We start from the raw sequence: 25,796 nt of genomic DNA, 5'->3' as shown, positions 1-25,796 counted from the left end.
CGGTAACGCTGGGCGCGTTACTGCACCGTGAGCTTGTCGATCAAACCGCCCATGCCCACCGCCTGCTTCTGCGACGCGGCGGCTTCGGTCGTCCAGCTCCAGCTCACGCTGAACGCCGCGCCGTTCCGGGTGCCCGCGACCGTCGCCGTGTATTGCGTGCTGGGCGAGAGCGCCTGATACGGCGTGCACAGCGCCGCGCCGTGCAGTTCGCTGCCGATGCTCGCCGTTTGCGGATCGACCTCCAGGCAGGGCACGTTCACGCCGTTCGAACTGATCTTGAACGTCGAGATCGCGAGCGTGTCGTTCACGCCGCCTTGCAGCGTGACCGGGTAGCCGACCGTCGCGCCCATGTAGGCGGGCGCGTCGTTCATCGGATTCGGGCTTTCGTTGGCGACCCACTGATACGGCGCGCCGGTTTGCCCGCTGAACGGATAGGCGACGAACTGGTTGCTCGCGAGCGCGTTCGCGGGATCGGCGAAATCGATGTTGAGCGCGCTGTAAAGCGCCGTGTTGTTCGAGACGGCCGCCGAGTTGGAGCCCACGCCGATCGTCGCGAAATCCGAGAGCATGACGATGCGGTGGAACGGCGCGTCGAACAGCGTTTCGATGCCGTAGAGGCTCGGCAGCTGAATGCCGGTCTGCGTCGTGATCGTCACTTCGCCGTTGAAGGTGGTCGGATGCAGCGCGTCGATGCGGGTTTGCGAATCGGCGCCCGTGAAATCCGTGAGCCCCGGCGTTTCGTTGTGCCCCGAGGCCTGGTTCGCGACGAGGTAGTCGGCGTGGTTCAGCGCGGCCTGCGCTACGGCGGCGTTCTGCGTGAGCACGCGCAGACCCAGGGTCTGGCGGATCGCGTTGAGATAACCGAGGCTGTCGGTGTCGACATTGCCGGTTGCCGTGTAGGCGGCGATCGACGTCGCGGCGGCGGCCACGAGCGTGGCGCCCGAGTTCGCGACGACGGTGTTGGTGCTGGCTTGCTGCGTGCCGCTCGAAGCGGCCGTGGCGCCACTGCCGGTGCTGGCGCTGCCGCTCGAACCTCCACCGCCACCGCCGCCGCAAGCGGCGAGCAGGCTCATCAGCAAGGTTGAAACGGCAAGTTGTGTGGCTGCGGTCTTCTTCACGTTGTTCCCCGAATGAATCACCGGGTGCGGTCTTGAGTGCCGACGCCCGGGCGAGCCAGATGCCATGGCGGCGGTTCCCGAAATGCGCGCGCGTGTTGCGGCCTCGTGAAGACACGGGCGGCGTGGACGGCGGGCAGGCGTGCTGTCGCGCGAGATCCGCTTAGGCGGACGCAGCAGCGATGGACGAAACGGGAAGGGTCCTGCGCATGGCGTTGGCTCTGGCTATTCCAGATATCGGCCGTTCGAGCGCGAGATGAAGGTGCAAAAAATCGGGCGGGAATGAAAAAAGCCGCTGTCCTTGTGGGACAGCGGCTTTCTTTTGCAACTGGTGGCGAATCAGGGATTCGAACCCCGGACCTGCGGATTATGATTCCGTCGCTCTAACCGGCTGAGCTAATTCGCCGAAGAAGAAAATTATGCCTACGCCCGGTGCGCCTGTCAACACCCTCGTCAATCTTTTTTAAAATCGGCGTGAGACGCGCCCGGGAGCGCGGGTGTCGAACAGGCTTTCCGGCCCGCGCCATCAATCCTGCGCGTAGATATCCGAATCCTTCGTTTCCTTCACGAACAGCATGCCGATCACGAAGGTGAAGAGCGCGATCACGATTGGATACCAGAGCCCCGAGTAAATGTCGCCGCGCGCCGCCACGATCGCGAACGCGGTGGCGGGCAGGAAGCCGCCGAACCAGCCGTTGCCGATGTGATAGGGCAGCGACATCGACGTATAGCGGATGCGCGTGGGGAACATCTCCACCAGCATCGCCGCGATCGGGCCGTACACCATCGTCACGAAGATCACGAGGATCGTCAGGATCACGATCGACATCGGCCAGTTGATTTGCGCCGGGTCGGCCTTGAGCGGATACCCCGCGTTCTTCAGCGTGCCCGCGAGCGTCTTGTCGAACGCCGCGCCCGCTTCCTTCGCGCCCGGCGCCTTGCCGTTATAGGTGTCGATGGTCGCGTCGCCCACCTTGATCTGCGCCATCGTGCCGGCCGGCGCCGCCACGTTCTCGTAGTTCAGGCCCGCCTTCGAGAGCGCGCTCTTGGCGATATCGCACGAACTCGTGAACTTCGAGGTGCCCACCGGATTGAACTGGAACGAGCATTCGTCCGGGTTCGCGATCACGACGATCGGTGCGCGCGCCGTGGCGGCTTCGAGCGCCGGGTTGGCGTAGTGCGTGAGCGCCTTGAAGAGCGGGAAGTAGGCGAGCGCCGCGATCAGGCAGCCCGCCATGATGATGGGCTTGCGGCCGATCTTGTCCGAGAGCGAGCCCCAGAACAGGAAGAACGGCGTGCCGATCAGGAGCGCGACCGCGATCAGGATATTGGCGCTCGCGCCGTCGACCTTGAGCGTCTGCGTGAGGAAGAACAGCGTGTAGAACTGGCCCGTGTACCAGACCACGGCCTGGCCGGCCGTCAGGCCGAGCAGCGCGAGAATCACTACCTTGAGGTTCTTCCACTGGCCGAACGCTTCGGAGAGCGGCGCCTTCGAGATCTTGCCTTCGGCCTTGATGCGCTTGAACGCCGGCGACTCGTCGAGTTGCAGGCGAATCCACACGGACACCGCGAGCAGCAGGATCGACGCGATGAACGGAATGCGCCAGGCCCACGCGCCGAACTGGTCTTCGCCCACGAAGGTGCGCACGCCCAGGATCACGAGCAGCGAGAGGAACAGGCCGAGCGTGGCGGTCGTCTGGATCCACGCGGTGTAGAACCCGCGGCGGCCCGCCGGGGCGTGTTCGGCCACGTAGGTGGCGGCGCCGCCGTATTCGCCGCCGAGCGCGAGACCTTGCAGCAGGCGCATGACGATGAAGATCACCGGCGAGGCAATGCCGATCGACGCGTAGCCGGGCAAAAAGCCCACCACGAACGTCGACAGACCCATGATGACGATGGTCACGAGGAACGTGTGCTTGCGCCCGACGAGGTCGCCGAGCCGCCCGAACACGATCGCGCCGAACGGCCGTACCGCGAAGCCCGCCGCGAAGCCGAGCAGCGTGAAGATGAAGCCCGCCGTGGGGTTCACGCCCGAGAAGAAGCTCTTGCTGATGAAGGCCGCGAGCGAGCCGGCCAGATAGAAGTCGTACCACTCGAACACCGTGCCGAGCGACGACGCGAAGATCACGCGTTTCTCGTCGCTGGTCATCGGCGCGTGCGAGACTTGTCCGCCAACGGTTGCCATAGTTGTCTCCAGATTTGATATGCGTGTGGTCCGCGCCGGGCGCGCCGCTGCTGCGGCGGTGCCGGGCGGTCCTGCGAAGCATTATTGAAATGGAAACTTACGGGCTTCTGACGTGGAAGTGGGTTTCTTCCGTCGATGTGAAGCGCGGGATCGTGATGATTACATCGGCGAAATGGTCGCTATGTTTCGGCTATCGTCGCCTAAATGTGGTTTTTGTCGTGCGTGGGGCCGGGCGGGTGAGCGGCCGCTAAGGGAAAGTCCCATGCCGTCTTTTCTGACGCGCGCCGCCGGCTTTGCGGCGCTTCGCGGCGCTTTGCGCGCCGTAGCGGCGCCGCGGCGCGAGTCAAACCCGCCCGCGCAGCCGCAACGTCACGCGCACGAGCGTGCCCGCGAGCGGCGGCGATGCCTGATAGACGTGATCGTCGATGGCGAGCGTGCCGCCGTGCATGGTCGCGATCTCGCGCACGATCGCGAGGCCGAGGCCGCTGCCTTCGCCGTCGCGGCCGAGTATGCGGTAGAAGCGCTCCAGCACGCGCTCGCGCTCCGCCGCCGGAATGCCGATACCCGTATCCTCGACTTCGAGATGCACGAGGCCCGCCACGGCGTCGGGCCGCACGCGCACGGTGATGCGGCCGCCCGCGGGCGTGTAGCGGATGGCGTTGTCGATCAGGTTCGAGAGCATCTCGCGCAGCATCACCGGATTGCCTTCCACTTCGAGGCGCGCGCGCTGCCCGGCGCACTCGCCGGACTCGTTGGTCTCGTCGGCGAGGGCGCTTTCCGGGCCTTCGTAACCGAGGTCCATGCGCTTCGCGAGCGCGGGCTGCACCCAGTCGCGCACGGCGTGCCGCGCGACATCGGCGACATCGACCGTCGTGAAGATTTGCCCCGAGAGGCGGTTTTCCGCGCGCGCGAGCGCGAGCAGTTGCGTGACGAGCCGCGCCGCGTGCTCGCTGCTGGTCGCGATCTGTTCGAGCGAGCGATGCACTTCGGGCGAGGCGTCCTGGCGCAGCGCGAGTTCGGCTTGCGTGCGCAGGCCCGCGAGCGGCGTCTTCATCTGATGCGCGGCATCGGCGATAAAGCGCTTTTGCAGCTCCATGTTCTGTTCGAGCCGCGTGAGCAGGTCGTTGAACGAGGTCACGAGCGGCTCGATCTCGGGCGGCGCGCGACGCGCTTCGAGCGGCGAGAGATCGTCGGGGCGGCGCAGGCGGATGTGCGCTTGCAGCGCGTGCAGCGGCGCGAGTCCGCGCGAGAGCCCGAACCACACCAGCAGGATCGCGAGCGGCAAGATCACGAACTGCGGCAGGATCACGCCCTTGATGATGTCGTTGGCGAGCTGGCGGCGCTTGTCGAGCGTCTCCGCGACCTGCACGAGCACCGGCTGCGCGCCGGCCGGCAGATGCGTGGTGTCGAAGGTCGCGACGGTCGTATAGGCGACGCGGATGTCGATGCCGTGCAGCGTATCGTCGCGAAACTCGACGAGGCCGGGCGGCGGCCGGTCGTCGTCGCGCGGCAGCGGCATGTCGCGGTCGCCGCCCACGAGTTCGCCGCGCGTGCCGAGCACCTGGAAATAGACGCTGTCGACGTTGTCGGCGCGCAGGAAGTCGCGCGTGGCGGCGGGCAGCGTCAGCTCGGCCACGCCGTTGACGGGATGAATCTGGCGCGCGAGCACGTAGGCGTCGGTTTCGAGCGCGCGATCGAACGGACCGTTGGCGATGGATTTGGCCACGAGATACGTGACGGCGATGCTCATCGGCCAGAGCAGCAGCAGCGGCGCGAGCATCCAGTCGAGAATTTCGCCGAACAGCGAGCGCGGGCGCGCCTCGGCCGCGGCTTCCGCCTCGTCGGGCGGCGCGAACGGATTGGCGTAGCGGGCGTCGCGCGCGGCGTCGTCGAGGGCTTCGGCTTGGTCGGCGGGGTGAGCGGCGGGGTGAGCGGCGGAATCCGCAGCGCGGGACGAGCGGCCGCCGTGACGGGTGAGGGCGGCGAACGCGGCGCGCGCGGCGGAAGGGCGCTCGGCCATCGTGGCCTCGTCTTACTTGTAGTAGTGGCTGGCGGGCATGCCGGGCGGCGGGCTGGCGGCGCCTGGCGCGCCGGCCGCTGCGCCGGTCGTGGCCGGGGCTTCCTTTTCGAGGCTGTAGCCGAGCCCGCGCACGGTCACGATGCGCACGCCGCCCGTTTCCAGCTTCTTGCGCAGCCGGTGCACATAGACTTCGATCGCGTTGTTGCTGACTTCCTCGCCCCACTCGCAGAGATGATCGACGAGCTGCTCCTTCGAGACGAGCCGGCCGAGCCGCTGCAGCAGCACTTCGAGCACGCCCAGTTCGCGCGCGGAAAGATCGAGCACCTGATCGTTGATGCGCGCGACGCGCCCCACCTGATCGAACGCGAGCGCGCCGTGGCGCACGACCGTCGGGCCGCCGCCCGCGCCGCGCCGCGTGAGCGCGCGCACGCGCGCCTCCAGCTCGTTGAGCGCGAACGGCTTGGCCATGTAGTCGTCGGCGCCGAGGTCGAGGCCCTTCACGCGTTCGTCGACGCTGTCGGCGGCCGTGAGGATCAGTACGGGCAGGTTGGAATTGCGCGCGCGCAAGCGGCGCAGCACCTCGAGGCCCGGCATTTTGGGCAGCCCGAGATCGAGGATCAGCAGGTCGAAAGACTGCATGGACACGGCCGTATCGGCGTCCACGCCGTTACGCACGTGATCAACGGCATAGCCCGATTGGCGGAGTGATCGGACGAGACCGTCCGCGAGTATGCTGTCGTCTTCGGCAATGAGGATTCGCATGGTGCGCCAGCGTCGCCTTCGAGGTCTGGCATGACCTCGTAGCACCGGCGCCGTGATGCTCATGGCCGGCGCGCGGCGGTCTCCCGAAATTCGAGGTTGCGGCATGCGCCCAATTGCGGCGTGCGGATATTTATGTGTCTCCGCGTGCTTTAGCGCTTGCCAAAACCACTGTTTTTTTATACAGTGTCTGCGTTCGTGTGCATGAACCCTGCATCAACCAAACAGGGCGTGCGCATCGGTACGAGACGCCGTTCATCATAGCAAAGGACGATTCATGGAAGATAGCAAGAAAGGCTCGGCTGGGCTGACTGCTGAGAAGAGCAAGGCGCTGGCCGCCGCGCTCGCGCAGATCGAAAAGCAGTTCGGCAAAGGGTCGATCATGCGACTCGGCGACGGCGATGCAGTCGAGAACATCCAGGTGGTCTCCACCGGTTCGCTCGGTCTGGACATCGCGCTCGGCGTGGGCGGTCTGCCGCGCGGCCGCGTGGTCGAGATCTACGGTCCGGAATCGTCGGGCAAGACCACGCTCACGCTCCAGGTGATCGCCGAACTGCAAAAGATCGGCGGCACGGCGGCGTTCATCGACGCGGAACACGCGCTCGACGTGCAATACGCCTCCAAGCTCGGCGTGAACGTGCCCGAACTGCTCATCTCGCAGCCGGACACGGGCGAGCAGGCGCTCGAAATCGCCGACGCACTGGTGCGCTCGGGCTCGATCGACATGATCGTGATCGACTCGGTCGCGGCACTCGTGCCGAAGGCCGAAATCGAAGGCGAAATGGGCGACTCGCTGCCGGGTCTGCAGGCGCGTCTGATGTCGCAGGCGCTGCGCAAGCTCACCGGCACGATCAAGAAGACGAACTGCATGGTGATCTTCATCAACCAGATTCGCATGAAGATCGGCGTGATGTTCGGCAACCCGGAAACCACCACGGGCGGCAACGCGCTCAAGTTCTACGCCTCGGTGCGCCTGGACATTCGCCGTATCGGTTCGATCAAGAAGAACGACGAAGTCATCGGCAGCGAAACGCGCGTGAAGGTCGTGAAGAACAAGGTCTCGCCGCCGTTCCGCGAAGCCGTGTTCGACATTCTGTACGGCGAAGGCATTTCGCGTCAGGGCGAAATCATCGACCTCGGCGTGCAGGCCAAGATCGTCGACAAGGCCGGTGCGTGGTACAGCTATAACGGCGAGCGCATTGGTCAAGGCAAGGACAACGCGCGCGAATTCCTGCGTGAAAACGCCGACATCGCCCGTGAAATCGAAAACCGCATCCGCGAGTCGCTGGGCGTGAACGCCATGCCCGAGGGCGCCAAGGACACCGGCGAAGTCGAAATCGCGGACGAAGAAGAATAAGCCAGGGCGTAACGAGGCAAGCCGATGCGCAAGGACGGATCTGCTTCGGTGCCGCCGGTGTCGGCGGCATCCCATGCGTCCTTGCCGTCGGGCAAGCGGGGTGAGGCACGCGCGTCGGAAGATTTCGGTGTGGAGGGCGCTGCTTCATCTCGCGTTTCGCCTTCCGTTTCACCCGCCGCTTCACCTTCGGCTTTACGTCCCGCTTCACATTCAGCTTCACATCCCGCTTCACCGCGTATCCAGGAAAGCCGCGAAGCCCAGCCGGGCGGTCGCGGCTTTTCGTTTTCCGGGCAGGACCCAGCGATGTTCGAGGCCAATCCCGCTTCAGCCGACGTCCCCGAGTCGTCCGTCGATTTGAGCGACGACGGCGGCGCGGTATTCGAAGTGCCGTTCGAGGCATTTTTCGGCGCAAACCATGACGCCGACAACGCCACCCGGGCGCGTCCCGGCGTGCGCGGAACCCCCCGCCGCGGGACGTATGGCTCGCCCGCGAAGACCGCTTTGGGAAAGCGCGTCGACAAAGACGCTGACGAAAGCATCGGCAACGGCGACATAAAGAACAGCGGCAACGATAACGATAACGACAGCGACAGCGACAGCGACGCCCCCCAGGGCGACCGCTACGAACGCAGTTCCGCCACCCGCGCCGCGCGTCAAAGCGCGCGCGAAGCCTCCGCCTCCACGAGACAACGCCCCGAACGCTCGCTCAAAGGCCGCGCGCTCGGCTATCTCTCGCGCCGCGAATACAGCCGTGCCGAACTCTCGCGCAAGCTCATGCCTTACGTCGAGGACGCCGACAAACTAGAGGTCATGCTCGATTCGCTCGAGCGCGAGGGCTGGCTCTCCGACGCGCGCTTCGCCGAAAGCGTCGTGCACCGGCGTGCGGCGCGCGTGGGCTCGGGGCGCATCGTCAGCGAACTCAAGCGGCATGCCGTGGGTGAGGCGCTCATCGAAGAAGTGAGCACGCAGCTGCGCGAAACCGAACTCGTGCGCGCGCGCGCCGTCTGGCGCAAGAAGTATGGTGAACTCCCCGAAACGCCGGCCGAACGTGCCCGGCAGGCGCGCTTTCTCGCGGCGCGCGGCTTTTCCATGTCGATCATCGGCAAGATTCTGAAGGGCATCGACGAAGATTGGTCGGGCGACTGAGCCGCTCCGCCCGGCGGCACGCCGTTCCGGCCAGACACGCCGGACAGCAGCCGAAGCGTTCGGCCATGACCGGCGGGGCTGTGCCGCCCGTCCCCCAAAACTGCCTCGGTACGCCGCACCGCGTTTGCGGCCCCGCCTCGCGCTAGCCCCCGCCGCGCCTGTGGATTCGCGGGTGTCACAAATACCCGGTATGTTAAAATCAGGCGGTTTTCCAATCCGGTCTTACCTCCCAGCATGCCGCTTTCTCCGCCCGTGCCACGCCAGTTGCGCCATCAGCGCGCTATTCGGGCGGTTGCTTACGAGCGCGAAGACGGTTTTTGGGACATCGACGCGTGTCTGACCGACCACAAGCCACGCGACGTGCCGCTCGCCTCCGGTGTCCGGCCCAACGGTCTGCCGATCCATGAACTCTGGCTGCGTATTACGATCGATCGCAAGCTCAACGTCGTCGACGCCGAAGCGTCGTCCGACTGGGTGCCCTACGACGGTCAGTGCCAGAACGCCCATCCCGCCTATCGGGCCCTCATTGGGCTCAATCTCCTCCAGAATTTCCGCCGCGAAGCGGGCCGGCTCCTCGCCGGCACGGTTGGCTGCACGCATCTCACAGAAATGTTGGGCGTGTTGCCGACGGTCGCGATCCAGGCATTCGTCGGGGAAGTGTGGGATTCATCGAGCGACACACCGGGCGACGTATCCGGACCGGAATCCGGCAAGACCGCCAGCGGCACGGAAGCCGCCGGCGAAAAACCGCCTTTCCAGCTCGGCCGCTGCCATGCGCTGCGGTTCGACGGCGAGGCGGTCAAGCAGTTTTATCCGCGCTGGTATGGCCATGCACCGCGTTCGAAAGACCGTGGCGCTGAAGCCGCCGGCGTGCGCGACAACCCCGGCACGAGCCAAGCGGGCCCGTCTGGCGCCGTCACGCATGAATAACAACAGCGGAAACGAAGTTCACTCCAACTCTCAGACTGAAGGGAATCACGCATGAAGATTCACGAGTACCAGGGTAAGGAAATCCTGCGGAAATTCGGAGTCGCGGTACCGCGCGGCACGCCGGTGTTTTCGGTGGATGACGCGGTCAAGGCCGCTGAAGAGCTGGGCGGTCCGGTGTGGGTCGTGAAGGCCCAGATCCATGCCGGCGGTCGCGGCAAGGGTGGCGGCGTGAAGGTGGCGAAGACGCTTGAGCAGGTCCGCGAATACGCGAACCAGATCCTCGGCATGCAACTCGTCACGCACCAGACCGGTCCGGAAGGCCAGAAGGTCAACCGTCTGCTGATCGAAGAAGGCGCCGACATCAAGCAGGAACTGTATGTCAGCCTCGTCGTCGACCGCGTCTCGCAGAAGATCGTGCTGATGGGTTCGAGCGAAGGCGGCATGGACATCGAAGAAGTCGCCGAAAAGCACCCGGAACTGATCCACAAGGTCATCGTCGATCCGAACACGGGCCTGCTCGACGCGCAAGCCGACGATCTCGCCACGAAGATCGGCGTGCCGGCCGCCTCGATCCCGCAAGCCCGCACGATCCTGCAAGGCCTGTACAAGGCATTCTGGGAAACGGACGCATCGCTCGCCGAAATCAACCCGCTGAACGTTTCGAGCAACGGCACGGTCACCGCGCTCGACGCCAAGTTCAACTTCGATTCGAACGCGCTGTTCCGTCATCCGGAAATCGTCGCTTACCGCGATCTGGACGAAGAAGATCCGGCTGAAATCGAAGCGTCGAAGTTCGACCTCGCGTACATCTCGCTCGACGGCAACATCGGCTGTCTCGTGAACGGCGCCGGTCTGGCGATGGCCACGATGGACACCATCAAGCTGTTCGGCGGCGAGCCGGCGAACTTCCTGGACGTTGGCGGCGGCGCCACGACCGAGAAGGTCACCGAAGCGTTCAAGCTCATGCTCAAGAACCCGGGCCTGAAGGCGATCCTCGTGAACATCTTCGGCGGCATCATGCGCTGCGACGTGATCGCGGAAGGCGTCATGGCGGCTTCGAAGGCCGTTGACCTGAAGGTGCCGCTCGTCGTGCGCATGAAGGGCACGAACGAGGACCTCGGCAAGAAGATGCTGGCCGATTCGGGCCTGCCGATCATCTCGGCGGACAGCATGGAAGAGGCCGCGCAGAAGGTTGTCGCGGCTGCCGAAGGCAAGTAATTCTCACCGGATACGAATGGCGCAGTGCCGGCGCGAAGTTCGCTGACTACGTGGCAACACGAGCGGACGACGCGACGCGCGGCGCCAGGCAAACAGAGGTCAATACATGTCGATTCTGATCAACAAAGACACCAAGGTCATCACGCAGGGCATCACCGGCAAGACCGGTCAGTTCCATACCCGCGCCTGCCGTGAGTACGCGAACGGCCGCGAAGCATTCGTCGCTGGCGTGAACCCGAAGAAGGCCGGCGAAGATTTCGAAGGCATTCCCATCTACGCGAACGTGCGTGAAGCGAAAGATGCGACCGGCGCGACCGTGTCGGTCATCTACGTGCCGCCGGCAGGCGCCGCGGCCGCGATCTGGGAAGCCGTCGAGGCCGACCTCGATCTCGCGATCTGTATCACGGAAGGCATTCCCGTGCGCGACATGATCGAAGTGAAGGACCGTATGCGCCGCGAAGGCCGCAAGACGCTGCTCCTCGGCCCGAACTGCCCCGGCACGATCACGCCGGACGAGCTGAAGATCGGCATCATGCCGGGTCACATCCACCGCAAGGGCCGTATCGGCGTCGTGTCGCGTTCGGGCACGCTCACGTACGAAGCGGTTGCCCAGCTGACCGCGATCGGCCTCGGCCAGTCGTCGGCAGTCGGTATCGGCGGCGACCCGATCAACGGTCTGAAGCACATCGACGTCATGAAGATGTTCAACGACGATCCGGATACGGACGCCGTGATCATGATCGGCGAAATCGGCGGTCCGGACGAAGCCAACGCCGCCGAGTGGATCAAGGACAACATGAAGAAGCCGGTCGTCGGCTTCATCGCGGGCGTCACGGCGCCTCCGGGCAAGCGCATGGGCCACGCCGGCGCGCTGATCTCGGGCGGTGCGGACACGGCCGACGCGAAGCTGGAAATCATGGACGCGTGCGGCATCAAGGTCACGCGCAACCCGTCGGAAATGGGCCGTCTGCTGAAGTCGGTGCTGTAAATTCGGGAAAGACGCGGGTCTCGCGCATCGTGCATGCGCGGGTAGCCGGCGTTTTTTGGTATGCTTGCGAAATCCTTTCACGAGGTTCCGCGAGTTGCCGCAAAAGCGAGGAGCCAGTCATGGCTGCCTCGCTTTTTTATTTCGCGCGCTGAACGTCCCTTCCGTCATTCCGTTCCCCCTTCCACGCCTTCATGCTCGAGTTCTTCGCCACGCTCCACTGGGGCGCCGTCGTCCAGATCATCGTCATCGACATTCTGCTCGGTGGCGACAACGCCGTGGTGATCGCGCTCGCCTGCCGCGATCTGCCCGAGCGGCAACGCACGCGCGGCATCGTTTGGGGCACCGTGGGCGCGATCGCGCTGCGCGTGGTGCTGATCGCCTTCGCGGTCGCGCTGCTCAACGTGCCGCTGCTGAAGTTCGCGGGCGGGGTGTTGCTGCTGTGGATCGGCGTGCGGCTGCTCGCGCCCGCGCACGACGATCATGCGAACGTGAAGCCTTCCGACAAGCTGATGTCGGCGATCAAGACGATCATCGTCGCCGACGCGGTGATGAGCCTCGACAACGTGGTCGCGATCGCGGGCGCGGCCGAAACCGCCGATCCGCAGCACCGCATCGCGCTCGTGATCTTCGGGCTGATGGTGAGCATTCCGCTGATCGTGTGGGGCAGCCAGCTCGTGCTGCGCCTGCTCGACCGCTATCCCGTGATCGTCACGCTCGGCGCGGCGCTGCTCGGCTGGATCGCGGGCGGCCTGATCGTCAACGATCCGGCCGGCGACCGCTGGCCGGTACTCGATACGCCCGCGGCCGAATACGGCATGCATGTCGCGGGCGCGCTCTTCGTGGTCGGGCTCGGGTTGTTGCTCAAACGGCGCAATGCGCAGCGCGCGCTAGGGCAGGGGCACGAATGACGTGGTTGGCGCGAGCGCTGACGGCGCGGTTCCGCGGCGCTTCCTTAATCGTGTCCTAAGTCGCTTCCTAAGCCGTTTCCTAAGCCGTTTGGCCGACTGTCTGGCCGGGAATCCCGTCGATACGATCAAAACGCCTGTTCACGCGTGTGAGCAGGCGTTTTCCGTTTCAGGAGCCCTGACGATGATCGTATCCGCTGTTCTTTCCCATCTCGCCATGCGTGGCGCCCCGCGCGCCACGCGCTTCAAGGACGTCATGCACCGCGTGCACCGTTCCCCGGCCGCGCAGCGCGTGCTGCGCATCATGCCGACGGCTGTGCCGACCGCAGTGCCGAGGTTCTTGCCCAGGCTCGTGCCGAAGTCCGTGCCGCGTTTCATGCAACTTGCCGCGCGCGGTTTCACGCTGATCGAACTGATGATCGTGCTCGCGATCGTCGGGGTGATCGCCGCTTACGCAATTCCCGCGTATCAGGACTATCTCGCGCGCAGCCGCGTGGGCGAGGGGCTGTCGCTCGCGTCGTCGGCGCGCCTCGCGGTGGCCGAGAACGCGGCGAGCGGCAATGCGTTCGGTGCGGGCTACACCGTGCCGCCCGCCACGCGCAACGTTCAGTCCGTCAACGTTGACGACACCACTGGCCAGATCACGGTCGCCTTTACGACGCGCGTCGCGCCCGAGGGCAGCAACACGATCGTGCTCGTGCCCTCGGTGCCCGACAACGCCGAGTCGCCCACGGCGCGCGTCGCGCTCGCGCAAGGCAGCGTGCAGGGCGGCACGCTCACGTGGGAGTGCTTCGCGGGCGGCAAGACGGCTTCGTCGCTGGAGGCGCCCGGCGCGGGACCCTCGCCCGTGGACGGCGCAACCCTGCCCGCGAACCTCGCGCCGCCGGAGTGCCGTGCGTGACGCGACGTGAGCAATCTGTTTGAGCCGATTTGAGCCGATGTGAGCCGATCTGAGCGGATCTGAGGTGAAGCGCCTGCGGGCGCTTTCCGGCGGGTGGACCCGGCCGATGCGGGTCCCGTCGAGTCGTTGCGGCGTGCCTGTGTCCACAAGGCTGGAGGCGCCTCGGCCCGTCCCGGATCGACCCATCGCACACCGGGCGAGTCCGGTCGCGCGCCGCCGCCCGACTTCGCGCCTCCGTCGGCGCAACACACCGGCGCAACACATCGGCGCGCCGCTTGCCGCCATCGTCCGCAGGCGGCGCGCCGACAAAAAATGCGCGGGAACATGATCTGACAGGCTCCGGCCCGCACAGCGGGGGAAAAGTTGCGTATAGTGCGCCGGTTGCTGACGCCCCCGCCTGACTCATGCCTTCCAACTTTGCGCGTTACCTTACGTTCGTCTTGCTCTGCCTCGCGTTGACGCTGCCATATGCAGTCGTCAACCACACGTATCCGATTCCCACGTTCTACGCGGAATTCGTTGCGCTGACGCTGTACGTGCTGCTCGGCGCCGCCGTGCTGCTGCTGGTGCGTTCCGGGCGCGCCGAGGCCTTCGGCTCGCCAGCGGTGGCGCTCGTGCCGCTCGCGTTCGGCTTGCTGCTGATCGTGCAGACCTTTGCGCTGCCGCTCGCGCAACCGTCCATGAACTGGCTCGGCGCGGGCTATCTGCTCGCCGCCTTCATGGTCACGCACGCGGGCTACGGCATCGCGCGCGCGCGCCTCATGCAGAGCGCGCTCGTGTGGGGCGCGTTCGCCTTGCAGATCGGCGGGCTCTTTGCGGTGTTCTGCCAGGTCATCCAGTTGCTGCATCTGGAGACCAAGGTCACGCCGCTCGTGGTCGCGTACAACGTGACCGTCGACCGCCGGCCGTTCGGCAACATGGCGCAGGCCAATCACCTCGCCACCTATATCGCGTTCGCCATGGCGGGTGCGATGTATCTGGTGCAGACGCGCCGTTTGCCCGTGCTCGTCTGGGGTGTGCTCTCGGCGGTCTATGCGGGCGGTTTCGCCCTCACGGTGTCGCGCGGCCCGTGGCTGCAGATGGGCGTGATCTTCGTCGCGGGTCTGTGGATGGCGCTCACGGGTTGCCGCACCGAAAGCGGCGAGCGCGCCGAAGGCAGCGCCGCGCGCCTGCGCGCGTGGGTCGTGCCGGTCGCGCTCGTGATCATTTTCTTCGCGATGAACGCGTTCGTGCGCTGGGCCAACCTGCACTTCGCGCTCGACCTCGCGCAATCGGCGGCCGAGCGCTTCCAGGACAAGAGCCAGATCGCGCCGCGCCTCGCGCTGTGGCGCTACGGCTTCACGATGTTCAAGACGCACCCGCTGCTGGGCGTGGGCTGGGGCGACTTCCCGATGCATCAGTTCGAACTCGTGCGCACGCTGGGCGGCGTCGAGATCGCCAACAACTCGCACGACATCTTCATCGACCTGCTCGCCAAGACCGGGCTGGTCGGTTGCGCGATCGTCGTGCTCGGCCTGCTCGCGTGGGTCGTGCGCATGCTGCGCGCGCCGCACACGACCGAGCGCGTGTTCGGCGTGATGCTGATCGGCGTGCTCGTCATGCATGCGCTGGTCGAGTACCCGCAGCAGTACATGTTCTTCCTGCTGCCCGCGATGTTCGTGTTCGGCCTGCTCGAGACGAAGCGGCTGCGCGCGGTCGTGCCGAGCGTGTCCTTCGGCGTGTACGCGGTGGTCGTGGTGGCGGGCATCGCTTCGCTGTATCCGGTGCTGCGCGACTACAACCGCTCCGAAGTCCTGTACTACGGCGCGCATCCCGCGCAGGAATACGCCGACGATCCTTCGCATCTGTTCAGCGCCTGGGGCGATTACGGCATGGCCACGTTGATGCCGATGAGTGCCGCGAACCTTTCGACCAAGCTCTACGCGCATCAGCGCGCGATCGCGTTGCTGCCGGGCGAAACCGTGCTGCGCCGCTACGCGGTGCTGCAGGCGCTCAATGGCGACACGGCGGCGGCGTTCGATACGGTCGAGCGTCTGCGCATCTTCGCGACCGAGCTGCACGACTGGCCGACGCAACTGGGCGCCCTGTACGGCCTGCTCGACGCGCAGCCGACGCTGGCCAGTTTCAAGGCCGATCTGGTGAAGAAGTACGGCGCCGGCGCGAAGTCGACCGACGACGATGACGACGACGATTCGGACGATTGATCGTTCGAAGCCGCCGATCGGACCAACGACATCGGCGCAACGAAAAAAGACAAGGGCGGGCCACGATGCCCGCCCCGACCGTAATCGCCTGGTGACCGCCAGTTAAGCGCCAGGCAATCACCAGGCAATCGCTAAAGCGCGGTAGCGCTCCTCAGCCCGCCACCCAGTCCCCCGACTTGCCGCCGTGCTTCTCCAGCACGCGCACATCGGTGATCGTCATGCCGCGATCCACCGCCTTGCACATGTCGTAGACCGTCAGCAGGCCCACCTGCACGGCGGTCAGCGCTTCCATCTCCACACCGGTGCGACCGAGCGTTTCCACCTGCGCCGAACAATGCACGCCGGGCAGTGCCGCGTCGAGTTCGAAATCCACTTTTACGCGCGTGATGGCGAGCGGATGGCAAAGCGGGATCAGGTCCGAGGTCCGCTTCGCGCCCTGGATCGCGGCGATGCGCGCGACGCCGATCACATCGCCTTTTTTCGCGTGACCGTCGCGGATCAGCGCGAACGTCCCGGGCAGCATGCGGATCGTGCCGCGCGCCACGGCGATGCGTTTGGTCTCGGCCTTGCCGCCGACGTCGACCATATGGGCGTCGCCGGCGGCATCGAAATGGGTGAGTTCGGGCATGGTGGGGCTCTCAGGTAAGGCGCTTATCTTAGCAGCGCGGGCCGCGCCCGCTTCGCGCCGCCCGGACACCGGCTAGAATCGGCCGACAGGCGCCGAAGGTTTTCGAAAGTTTTCGCGAGCACTCGTGAGCACCGAGGGCACGAACGATGTGCTCGAAGCCGCGCGCCGCCTCGGTTTTGGCTTCTTCCGATCCTGTCATCGATGCGTCCGAAACGGCTGCTGACTGCATGGTTGTGCGCGTCGCTCGCGGTGTCGCCGCATGCGTATGCGCAGACGGCGAACGCTAGTCCGCGCGACGCTGGTCCGCGCGACGCCAGTGCGCGCGCGGCCGTGCCAGCGCGCGCCGCCGTGCTCGATCTCGGCGCGGCCGCCGCCATGCCGGCCAACGCGTCGGCCTCGTCCGGCGCGTCCGCGAGCGCGCGACCCAACACGCCACCCCAGACGCCACCCAACACGCCGATTCACGTGCCGATTCACGCGCCAATTCACGTGCCAATTCACGCGTCGCTCAGCGCGCCCGCATCGTCCGCCGCCAACGCGCCCGCGCTCGTGAGCGGCCCGCTCGACGACGCGGCCGATCCCGTCGTGCCCGCCTCGATCGCGCAGGGCGTGTTCGGCACCTACGGCGGCGCGGAAAGCCGCTTTTCCGGACACAGCGGCGCGCTGGACGCCGCGGGCGTGCGCACGCCGTCGTGGGTGCCGCAATTGCCCGATCTCGGCGACGGCTCGGGCGGCTCGCTCACGCCGCAAGCCGAGCGACGGCTCGGCGAACGCGTGATGCGCGAGATTCGCCGCGATCCCGATTACGTCGACGACTGGCTCGTGCGCGACTATCTCGACGCGGTCGCGGCGCGCCTCGCGGCCGCGGCGAGCGCGCAGTTCATCGGCGGCTATCGTCCCGACTTCGACCTCTTCGCGATGCGCGACGGCCAGATCAACGCGTTTTCGCTGCCGGGCGGTTTCATCGGCGTGAACACGGGGTTGATCGTCGCGACACAAACCGAGTCCGAACTCGCCGCCGTGCTCGGCCACGAGATGGGCCACGTGCTCCAGCGCCATATCGCGCGCATGCTCGCGCAGAACGAGCGCGACGGTTACGCGGCGCTCGTCGGCGTGCTGTTCGGCATCCTCGCGGGCGTGCTCTCGCACAGCGGCGACTTGGGCAGCGCGATCGCGGTCGGCAGCGAGGCATATGCGATCGACAGCCAGTTGCGCTTTTCGCGCGCGGCCGAGCACGAGGCCGACCGCGTCGGCTTCCAGCTGCTCGCGGGCGCGGGCTACGACCCGTGGGGCATGGTGGCGTTCTTCGAGCGGCTGGAGCGCGCGTCGATGGGCGATGCGGGCGTGCCGGCCTACGCGCGCACGCATCCGCTCACGGGCGAGCGTATCGCCGACATGCAGGATCGCGCGCGCCGCGTTGCCTACCGGCAGCCGCGCCAGGCGCCCGAATATGGTTTTGTGCGGGCGCGCGTGCGCGTGCTGCAGGATCGCTCGCGCTACGAATATGTCGATGAGATCGCGCGTCTGCGCTCGGAAATCGACGATCGCACCGCGCTCAACGTGGCGGCGAACTGGTACGGCATCGCCGTCGCGCAAACGCGGATCGAGCGTTACGACGACGCGCTGGCTTCGCTCGCCGCTTCACGCGCCGCGTTCGCGCAGTTCGAGGCCGCCGACGGCAGCAAGACGCGCAGCTCGCCGAGCCTCGATGTGCTCGCCGCCGAGATCGCGCGTCGCGCGGGCCGCACCGAGGAAGCCGTGCGGCTCGGCGAAGCCGCGCACAAGGCGTGGCCCGCGTCGCACGCCGCCGTCGACATGCTGCTGCAGGCGCTGCTCGCCGCGCGCCGCTTCAAGGAAGCCCAGACGCTCGCGCGCAGCGAAACCGAGGCCGAGCCGCAGCAAGGCGCGTGGTGGTTTTATCTCGCGCAGGCGAGTCTCGCGCTCGGCGACACGCTCACGCAGCATCGCGCGCTCGCCGAAAAGCTCGCGCTCGACGGCGCGTGGCCCTCGGCGATCCGGCAGCTCAAGGAGGCGCGGGACATGAAGACGGTGGGCTACTACGATCTGTCGACCATCGACGCACGGCTGCACGACTTCGAGTCGCGCTACAAGGAAGAGCGCGAGGAGGAGCGGGAGCAGAATCGCGGCTGAGCCTGACGGCGCCAGGCCCGGGCGCTACGCGTCAGCCGTTTTGCGAGGCGTGCTGATCGGCGTTTGCGGTATTCGCTGGGCTTGCGGCATTCGCGGCGTTCGCCGCATCCGCCGGGCTCGCCACGAAGCGAAACCGCGCGGGCACCTCGGCACGCGTGATCGGCTGCAAGGGCAGGGCGGTCCCGGCGCGCCAGTGGAACGTGCCGCTTTGCGCGTCGTCGCCGATCGTTGCGTGTTCGGCGAACAGATCGAGATCGTGATCGTGCAGCAGCGCCACGCCGTGCTGGCCGTTGTCGGCGAACAGAATGCTGCCCGCTTCGTCGAGCCACGCCGCGACCGGCGTGAAGGGCGCGCCGGCCTGATCCGTCAGCGTGAGCGTGCCGTCCGCGGCCTCGGCCAGCCGCACGATCCACGGCGTGTATTCGAGTTCGACGTACACGCGCTGCGGCCCGTTCTGGAAATACCACTGACCGCTTTCGTCGTGCTCGTAATTGCGGTTGATGAAGCCGAGCAGCGCGTCGTGGCGAATCGGCGTGCCGCTCGCGCGCTGCGCCTGGGCGGCCTCGTCGCGCATGCGCCAGTTGCCGCGCGCGTCGAGCAGCAGCCAGCCCGTGCAATGCGGAACGTTGGGCCAGCGCACGAGCGCCTGTTTGACGATGTCATCCATGAGATGCGTAGGGCGATAAATAGTCGAAGACGCGCGACGCGAGCCAGTTGCTGCGGCCGGGGAACGGGCCCGTCATGAAGCCGACGTGGCCGCCATGATCGGGTTGATCGAGTTCCACGGCGCGGCCCACTTCGTGGCGCGCGGGCAGCGCGTGGCCGGGCAGAAACGGGTCGTTGCGCGCGTTGAGCACGAGCGTGGGCACGACGATCTCGCGCAGCTTCGGGCGGATCGTGGCCTGGGTCCAGTAGTCGTGCGCGTCGCGAAAGCCGTGCAGCGGCGCGGTCACGACGTTGTCGAATTCGTACATGTTGCGCGCGCCGAGCAGCGCCTGCGCGTCGAACAGACCGGGATACTGTTCGAGCTTTTGCAGCGCCTTGACCTTGAGCGTCTTGAGGAAGCTGCGCGTGTACACCATGCCGAAGCCGCGCCCGAGCATCTCGCCGCCCGCGTGCACGTCGAGCGGCGCCGAGATCGCGGCGGCGGCCGCGACGATCGACGCGTCTTCGCGGCGTTGCGCGAGCCAGTGCAGCAGCACGTTGCCGCCGAGCGACACGCCCGCGACCACGAGCGGCCCCGCGTGGCGCGCGGCAAGGCGGCGCAGGATCCAGTCGACTTCGGCGGAATCGGCGAGATGGTAGAAGCGCGGCAGCAGATTCATCGGGCCGCTGCAGCTGCGAAAGTGCGGAATCACGGCGTGCCAGCCGCGTGCATGCGCGGTGGCGGCGAGCGCGCGCGCGTAATGCGAGCCGGAGCTGCCTTCGAGACCGTGGAACAGCACGAAGAGCGGCGCGGTGGGCCCGGCGTTCATGCCATCGACCCAGTCCACGTCGATGAAGTCGCCGTCGGGCGTGTCCCAGCGCTCGCGCCGGTAAGTGGGCAGCGGCAGCCGCGAGAACAGCGCGGGGACGATGGTCTGCACATGCGCGCCCGGCAGCCAGAACGGCGCGCGGTAGTTCGACGCCAGGCTGGCGGTGAAATCCGCGGCGAGCGCCGGGCTCAGAGGCGGGCTGAGAGTCGCACCGAGATTCTGGGCGAAGGCCGGAGCGAGGCCGGACGGCGCGTCCGGGAGCGCGCCCGCGACGTGCATCACCTCGGCGGGGTCGCGGGTGTCGTCGGTCGTGCTCATGACTGCCTCCGTACTCTCGTCAGTGCAGCGCGCCCTGGCCGTGACGCAGCTTCGCGGAGAACTGCGCGGCGGCTTCGTCGGGCATGCGGCTCGCGTGAATGTGCGCGATGCGCCATTCGCCGCGTTCGTGAACCATCACGTACGTCGTGAAAACCATCGTGGGAATGGCCGCCGGATCGACCGGACGGTGCGCTTCCACGATCGCGTAGACCACGGTGCCGAGGCTGTCGTACACGCGAATGTCGAGCGGTTCGATCGACACGGGCGCGGCTTCGAGCTGGGCGGCGAGGCCCGTGCGAATGCTGGAGAGGCCGTGCAGATGCGAGCCGTCCGCGCTGATGCAGCTCACGAACTCTTCATCGATCCACAGACCCATCAAGCTGTCGATGTTGACTTCCGCGACGGCCTGGTAATACGCGTTGAGGGTGTCCGCGGCGGCTTCGAAGATGTGGGCAAAACGTGGCATGGCTCGTTGGTCTGATGCGTCCAGCGTCGCGGCGGATACGGCCGGCGGCGCCAGGCGCGGGTTGGCACGGAGTGGGCGCGCATGAGCGCGCCTCGCGCAAAACGGCTGCGGTCGCGGTGCGGCCAGCGATCCGGCGCGATCGTCTTCGATCGCGCCGCAGATCGCGGCAGCCGCGAGCATGCCGGCGCTGCGAGACACGGCGATGACGCGAAGCCGAGGCGCCGGAGCGCCGCATGCAACGAGGCGGCGCAGCGGGTGCGCGCCCGGCTTCGCGGGTCTCGCCTCGCGTCTCGCCTGAAGTCTGCCGGTTTCCATGTGCTTCACGTCGCCCAATCCATCCCTACCGCTATTACCGCTATTGGGCGCGCGTCGCGCGGGCGTCGTCCGTTGCATGGCGCACGCATCGCCAACGACGGCGTTGCGTATGCGACGAATGTCGCGCCAGGTCAGCCCTGACGCTGGCCGAGCAGCATGCCGCGCAGATCGCCGAAAACCTGCTCCGGACCGAGTTCGCGCAGGCAGTTCTGATGCCCGAGCGGACACTCGCGCGCGAAGCAGGGACTACATTCGAGATGCAGCCATTGTACCTTTGCGAGGTCGGACAGGGGCGGCGTGTGGCGCGGATCCGTCGAACCGTACAGCGCGACGAGCGGCCGGCGCAGCGCGGCCGCCACGTGCATCAGGCCCGAATCGTTGGTGACCACGGCGTTCGCGCGCGAGATCAGCGCGCACGCTTCGCCGAGCGCCGTCTGGCCGCACAGGTTGCGCACGTTCGAGGCCTGGTCGGCAATGGCCTGGGCGAGCGGCGCGTCTTTCGGCGAGCCGAGCGCGACGATCTGCGTGTACGGAAACGACTGGCCGACCATGCGCGCGAGCGCCGCGAAATGCTCGGGCGGCCAGCGCTTGGACGGGCCGTACTCCGCGCCGGGGCAGAACACCAGCAGCGGCACGCGCGTGTCGAGATTGAAGCGCGCCGAGACGCGCGAAGCCTCGTTCGGATCCGACTCCAGACGCGGCATCGGCAGGTCGTCGGGCACCGTGGCGCCCGGCGCCCACGCGAGCGCCGCGTAGTGCTTCACCATCGGCGGACGCTCTTGTTTGGGCGGATTCGCGTGGCGCACATTGAGCAGCCCGAAGCGATTCTCGCCCGTGTAGCCGATGCGCAGCGGAATGTGGGCGAGCCACGGGATCAGCGCGGACTTGAGCGAATTCGGCAGCACGTAGGCCGCGTCGTAGCGCTCCGCGCGCAGATCGCCCGCGAGCTGCCAGCGGCGCAGCAACTGCAGCTTGCCGTGGGCGAGGTCGGTGGCGTAGACGTCGCGGATCTCGGGCATGCGCTCGAGTACGGGCGCGACCCAGGTGGGGGCGAGCGCATCGATTTCGATACGCGGGTGCAATTTCACGAGCCGCGAAAACAGCGGCTGCGCCATCAGTGCGTCACCGATCCAGTTCGGTGCGATTACCAGCGCGCGGCGCATCGGGAGTCAGGGTCCGGGGGGCTAAGGTCGTGCGCGGCCGGTCAAATCGAGCCCTCTTCGGGACTTTCGGACGCGCGCAACACGGTGTTGAGAAAAGGCCGACGCCAGGCGTTCGGCCGGATTATCGCGATGCGCGAAGCCCGCCGCGCGCCGCCGTATCGATGCAACCGATGCGGCGCGCGGCGGGCCGCGAACCCGGAAAAAGCCGGGTGCGGCGGATCAACCGATCCAGGCCGCGCCCGCACGGCTTCAGTGGCCGTGCACGACCTCGCCCGCCTTCAGCGTGTAGCGCGTGCTGCAATACGGGCACTTGGTTTCGCCGTGGCTCACGTCGAGGAACACGCGCGGATGGTTGCTCCAGCGCGGCATCGACGGATTCGGGCAGTAGGCGGGCAGGTCCCTGGCCGACAATTCGACCAACGGCATTTCCTTGATTTCGCTCATGAGGATGATTCTCTGTGGTGCTGTGGGGGCGAGGGCGCGAGTGTCGTTCTCGCGGGGATCGCCGCTTAGACTTTCGCGAGCCAGTGCGCGTACTTCTCGCTCTTGCCCGAGACCACGTCGAAGAACGCCGATTGCAGCTTCTCCGTGATCGGGCCGCGCGAGCCGCTGCCGATGGTGCGGTTGTCGAGTTCGCGGATGGGCGTGACTTCGGCGGCGGTGCCGGTGAAGAACGCTTCGTCCGAGGTGTAGACCTCGTCGCGCGTGATGCGCTTTTCGATGACCGGAATGCCGAAGTCGCGCGCAAGCGTGATGACGGTGTCGCGCGTGATGCCGTCGAGGCACGAGGCGAGATCGGGCGTATAGATCTTGCCGTTGTTCACGAGGAAGAAGTTTTCGCCCGAGCCTTCCGAGACATAGCCGTCCACGTCGAGCAGCAGCGCTTCGTCGTAGCCGTCGGCGGTGGCTTCCTGGTTCGCGAGGATCGAGTTGACGTACCAGCCCGACGCCTTCGCGCGCACCATCGACACGTTCACGTGATGGCGCGTGAACGACGAGGTCTTCACGCGAATGCCTTTGGCGAGGCCGTCTTCGCCCAGATACGCGCCCCACGGCCACGCGGCGATGGCCACGTGAATGGTGTTGCCCTTGGCCGACACGCCGAGCTTTTCCGAGCCGACCCAGATGATCGGGCGGATGTAGCACGAGTCGAGCTGGTTTTCGCGCACGACTTCGAGTTGCGCGTTCGCGAGCGTCTGGGCGTCGTAGGGGACGTCCATCTGGAAAATCTTGGCCGAATTGAGCAAACGCTTCGTATGCTCGGCGAGACGGAAGATGGCGGTGCCGTTGGCCGTCTTGTAGGCGCGCACGCCTTCGAAAACGCCCATGCCGTAATGCAGCGTGTGGGTCAGCACGTGGATGTTGGCTTCGCGCCAGTCGACGAGCTTGCCGTCCATCCAGATCTTGCCGTCGCGGTCGGCCATTGACATACGATTCTCCAGGCGAGTTGCAGATTGAAACGGGTGGGGGACGCCAGTCGCGCGGCCCGTGGGCGGCGGCTGGCAAAGACGATCATTTTAGCGTCATTTGGCGCGAAGTCGCGCGCCCGAGGGCGGGTGCGGCGGGCTTTGGGGGGATTTCGCCACAGCGCCCAGGGCGGCGCGGCCGCGGCTTTCGCGTGGCGTTTCGCTGATGTCGATGTCGATGCCGGCGGCGGTCGGGAATGCTGCGTCGCAACATTCCGTTGCGGCCGTGCGGGCCGGCGCCGCTTCGCTCCCAAATACGGGACATTCGGCCAGCACGTCTCAGATCGTCCTGGCTATCGGCTAAAATACCGATCTCGCAATTCGATGCCGGCGCGTGCCAGCGACGAGCCGCGACCCGGAAGCCCGACACGAGACAGTCGGTCCGGATCCCGCGCCAACCCGCCGAGCCCGCCCAGCCGCAGCGCCTCGTTCGAACCGCACGGTTCCAGACGGCGCGCGGCGCCCGCATCGCCTTGCCACCGCCTTCCCACCATCAAGATGACATGTCCATGAACAAGGTTCTGCGTCTTTCCGATCTGATCTCCGAAGGCAAGCTCAAGGGCAAGCGGGTGTTCATCCGCGCCGACCTGAACGTGCCGCAGGACGACCACGGCAACATCACCGAAGACACCCGCGTGCGCGCTTCCGTGCCGGCCATCCAGGCCGCGCTCGATGCGGGCGCCGCCGTCATGGTCACGTCCCATCTGGGCCGCCCGACCGAAGGCGAATTCAAGCCCGAAGACTCGCTCGCGCCGGTCGCGAAGCGTCTGGCCGAGCTGCTCGGCCGCGACGTGCCGCTGGTCGCGAACTGGGTGGAAAACGGCGTGAACGTCGCGCCCGGCAACGTCGTGCTGCTCGAAAACTGCCGCGTGAACAAGGGCGAAAAGAAGAACTCGGACGAGCTCGCGCAGAAAATGGCGAAGCTCTGCGACATCTACGTGAACGACGCGTTCGGCACCGCGCACCGCGCGGAAGCCACGACCTACGGCATCGCGAAGTACGCGCCCACGGCCTGCGCGGGCCCGCTGCTCGCCGCCGAACTCGACGCGCTCGGCAAGGCGCTCGGCGCGCCGAAGCGTCCGCTCGTGGCGATCGTCGCGGGCTCGAAGGTGTCGACCAAGCTCACCATCCTCAAGTCGCTGGCCGAGAAGGTCGACCAGCTGATCGTGGGCGGCGGCATCGCCAACACGTTCATGCTCGCGGCCGGCCTGAAGATCGGCAAGTCGCTCGCGGAAGCGGACCTCGTGGACGACGCGAAGGCGATCATCGAAGCGGCGCGCGCGCGCGGCGCCTCGGTGCCGATCCCGACCGACGTGGTCACGGCGAAGGAATTCGCGCCCACGGCCAAGGCCGAAACGAAGGACGTGGCCGACGTGGCCGACGACGACATGATTCTCGACATCGGCCCGGTCACGGCCAATGCGCTCGCGGCGCAACTCGCGCAGGCCGGCACGATCGTGTGGAACGGCCCGGTTGGCGTGTTCGAGTTCGACCAGTTCGGCAACGGCACGAAGACGCTCGCGAACGCCATCGCCGGTTCGGGCGCGTTCTCTATCGCGGGCGGCGGCGACACGCTCGCGGCCATCGCCAAGTACAACATCGCCGACAAGGTCAGCTACATCTCGACCGGCGGCGGCGCGTTCCTGGAGTTCCTGGAAGGCAAGAAGCTGCCGGCCGTGGAAGTGCTCGAAACGCGGGCGGCCGGTTAAGTGGCCCCGCGCGCCCCGGCCGCCAAAGTGGCGAAAGCACGTCAGGCGGCGCAGTCGGCCGCCACGCCCAAGGCTCCCCGAGCCGACGCGCAGCAGGCGCGCGCGGCCGGGGCCGCAGTCAAACCCGCGAAGCCGTCGGGAACGCTGTCGCGCAGCACGCAGGCGCGTGCCGCCGGCCGCGAAACCGGCGAGCGCGATGAACACAGCGCAGGCGCCGATGCCGTCTCATCGGCGCCTGTCGCAACGAATGAAGCCGGGCGCACCGCCGCGCCCGCCGCGTTGACTACGCCCGGCGTATCGACCGGATCGAGCGTCTCGATCGCACCCAACATAAAAACCGCCGCGGCTCTCGCGGCGCTCTCCAAGAAAGCGACGCC

At 66.8% G+C, this 25,796-nt stretch carries 22 protein-coding genes and 1 tRNA gene; 10 read left to right on the top strand and 13 right to left on the bottom strand.

What is annotated here, in order from left to right; genetic code table 11:
* Positions 1-17: 17 nt before the first annotated feature.
* The 5 genes from FAZ98_RS11355 to FAZ98_RS11335 all read right to left on the bottom strand — a co-directional run bounded on the left by FAZ98_RS11355 (position 18) and on the right by FAZ98_RS11335 (position 6,082).
* Positions 18-1,118 carry a CAP domain-containing protein gene (locus FAZ98_RS11355; RefSeq protein ID WP_158951305.1) on the bottom strand — a complete coding sequence of 367 codons (1,101 nt, stop codon included), beginning with the start codon at positions 1,116-1,118 and terminating at the stop codon, positions 18-20.
* Between the two features lie 326 nt (positions 1,119-1,444).
* Positions 1,445-1,521 (bottom strand) — tRNA-Met (locus FAZ98_RS11350).
* A gap of 120 nt (positions 1,522-1,641) precedes the next feature.
* Positions 1,642-3,300, bottom strand: a complete 1,659-nt coding sequence (locus FAZ98_RS11345; protein ID WP_158951304.1) for an MFS transporter — start codon at positions 3,298-3,300, stop codon at positions 1,642-1,644.
* A gap of 343 nt (positions 3,301-3,643) precedes the next feature.
* Entirely contained in the window at positions 3,644-5,320 is a 1,677-nt protein-coding gene (locus FAZ98_RS11340; protein ID WP_158951303.1) for a sensor histidine kinase, read from the bottom strand.
* 12 nt (positions 5,321-5,332) lie between these two features.
* Positions 5,333-6,082: a response regulator transcription factor gene (locus FAZ98_RS11335; protein ID WP_158951302.1), complete on the bottom strand. Its 750-nt coding sequence runs from the start codon at positions 6,080-6,082 to the stop codon at positions 5,333-5,335.
* Positions 6,083-6,356: 274 nt separating this feature from the next.
* Here FAZ98_RS11335 and recA point away from each other — a divergent pair, with 274 nt between their 5' ends.
* From recA to FAZ98_RS11295, 8 genes are all read left to right on the top strand, one after another.
* Positions 6,357-7,436, top strand: a complete 1,080-nt coding sequence (gene recA, locus FAZ98_RS11330) for a recombinase RecA (RefSeq protein ID WP_158951301.1) — start codon at positions 6,357-6,359, stop codon at positions 7,434-7,436.
* A gap of 303 nt (positions 7,437-7,739) precedes the next feature.
* Positions 7,740-8,582, top strand: coding sequence for a recombination regulator RecX (recX, locus tag FAZ98_RS11325; protein WP_158951300.1), 843 nt, complete (start codon positions 7,740-7,742; stop codon positions 8,580-8,582).
* Between the two features lie 234 nt (positions 8,583-8,816).
* The gene (locus FAZ98_RS11320) at positions 8,817-9,512 is read left to right on the top strand and encodes a DUF2889 domain-containing protein (RefSeq protein WP_158951299.1); all 696 of its coding nucleotides are present in this window, start codon (positions 8,817-8,819) and stop codon (positions 9,510-9,512) included.
* 51 nt (positions 9,513-9,563) lie between these two features.
* Positions 9,564-10,730, top strand: a complete 1,167-nt coding sequence (gene sucC / locus FAZ98_RS11315) for an ADP-forming succinate--CoA ligase subunit beta (RefSeq protein WP_158951298.1) — start codon at positions 9,564-9,566, stop codon at positions 10,728-10,730.
* Between the two features lie 106 nt (positions 10,731-10,836).
* Positions 10,837-11,718: a succinate--CoA ligase subunit alpha gene (gene sucD, locus FAZ98_RS11310; RefSeq protein ID WP_158951297.1), complete on the top strand. Its 882-nt coding sequence runs from the start codon at positions 10,837-10,839 to the stop codon at positions 11,716-11,718.
* Positions 11,719-11,909: 191 nt separating this feature from the next.
* A complete protein-coding gene (locus FAZ98_RS11305; protein WP_158951296.1) occupies positions 11,910-12,626 on the top strand; it encodes a TerC family protein in 717 nt (238 codons plus the stop codon).
* A 373-nt stretch (positions 12,627-12,999) separates the two neighbouring features.
* Entirely contained in the window at positions 13,000-13,524 is a 525-nt protein-coding gene (locus FAZ98_RS11300) for a pilin (protein WP_199272328.1), read from the top strand.
* Positions 13,525-13,928: 404 nt separating this feature from the next.
* Positions 13,929-15,728, top strand: coding sequence for a PglL family O-oligosaccharyltransferase (locus tag FAZ98_RS11295; RefSeq protein ID WP_158951295.1), 1,800 nt, complete (start codon positions 13,929-13,931; stop codon positions 15,726-15,728).
* Between the two features lie 151 nt (positions 15,729-15,879).
* Here the strand turns inward: FAZ98_RS11295 and moaC are convergent, their stop codons facing one another.
* A complete protein-coding gene (gene moaC, locus FAZ98_RS11290; RefSeq protein WP_158951959.1) occupies positions 15,880-16,356 on the bottom strand; it encodes a cyclic pyranopterin monophosphate synthase MoaC in 477 nt (158 codons plus the stop codon).
* 465 nt (positions 16,357-16,821) lie between these two features.
* Between moaC and FAZ98_RS11285 the strand changes: the two genes are divergently transcribed.
* Complete coding sequence (locus tag FAZ98_RS11285) at positions 16,822-18,507, top strand: M48 family metalloprotease (protein WP_456093743.1); 1,686 nt, start codon at positions 16,822-16,824, stop codon at positions 18,505-18,507.
* Positions 18,508-18,538: 31 nt separating this feature from the next.
* On the opposite strand, the gene FAZ98_RS11280 is transcribed toward FAZ98_RS11285, so the two are convergent.
* From FAZ98_RS11280 to FAZ98_RS11255, 6 genes are all read right to left on the bottom strand, one after another.
* The gene (locus FAZ98_RS11280) at positions 18,539-19,174 is read right to left on the bottom strand and encodes a DUF2946 family protein (protein ID WP_158951293.1); all 636 of its coding nucleotides are present in this window, start codon (positions 19,172-19,174) and stop codon (positions 18,539-18,541) included.
* Positions 19,167-20,300 carry a hydrolase gene (locus tag FAZ98_RS11275; RefSeq protein WP_158951292.1) on the bottom strand — a complete coding sequence of 378 codons (1,134 nt, stop codon included), beginning with the start codon at positions 20,298-20,300 and terminating at the stop codon, positions 19,167-19,169. Before FAZ98_RS11275 ends, FAZ98_RS11280 begins: the two co-directional genes overlap by 8 nt.
* 19 nt (positions 20,301-20,319) lie before the next feature.
* On the bottom strand, positions 20,320-20,766 hold the full coding sequence (locus FAZ98_RS11270) for a nuclear transport factor 2 family protein (RefSeq protein WP_158951291.1): 447 nt from the start codon (positions 20,764-20,766) through the stop codon (positions 20,320-20,322).
* Between the two features lie 446 nt (positions 20,767-21,212).
* A complete protein-coding gene (waaF, locus tag FAZ98_RS11265) occupies positions 21,213-22,244 on the bottom strand; it encodes a lipopolysaccharide heptosyltransferase II (RefSeq protein WP_158951290.1) in 1,032 nt (343 codons plus the stop codon).
* A 249-nt stretch (positions 22,245-22,493) separates the two neighbouring features.
* Positions 22,494-22,688 carry a zinc-finger domain-containing protein gene (locus FAZ98_RS11260; RefSeq protein ID WP_158951289.1) on the bottom strand — a complete coding sequence of 65 codons (195 nt, stop codon included), beginning with the start codon at positions 22,686-22,688 and terminating at the stop codon, positions 22,494-22,496.
* Between the two features lie 65 nt (positions 22,689-22,753).
* Positions 22,754-23,674, bottom strand: coding sequence for a branched-chain amino acid transaminase (locus FAZ98_RS11255; protein ID WP_158951288.1), 921 nt, complete (start codon positions 23,672-23,674; stop codon positions 22,754-22,756).
* 545 nt (positions 23,675-24,219) lie between these two features.
* On the opposite strand from FAZ98_RS11255, the gene FAZ98_RS11250 reads away from it, so the two are divergent.
* A complete protein-coding gene (locus tag FAZ98_RS11250) occupies positions 24,220-25,419 on the top strand; it encodes a phosphoglycerate kinase (RefSeq protein ID WP_158951287.1) in 1,200 nt (399 codons plus the stop codon).
* A gap of 41 nt (positions 25,420-25,460) precedes the next feature.
* On the opposite strand, the gene FAZ98_RS11245 is transcribed toward FAZ98_RS11250, so the two are convergent.
* Positions 25,461-25,751, bottom strand: a complete 291-nt coding sequence (locus FAZ98_RS11245; protein ID WP_158951286.1) for a hypothetical protein — start codon at positions 25,749-25,751, stop codon at positions 25,461-25,463.
* Between the last annotated feature and the right edge of the window lie 45 nt (positions 25,752-25,796).

The sequence above is a fragment of the Paraburkholderia acidisoli genome, assembly GCF_009789675.1.
Lineage (GTDB): Bacteria > Pseudomonadota > Gammaproteobacteria > Burkholderiales > Burkholderiaceae > Paraburkholderia > Paraburkholderia acidisoli.
The sequence above is the reverse complement of the archived record's forward strand: the minus strand, read 5'-3'. Positions and strand labels throughout refer to the sequence as shown.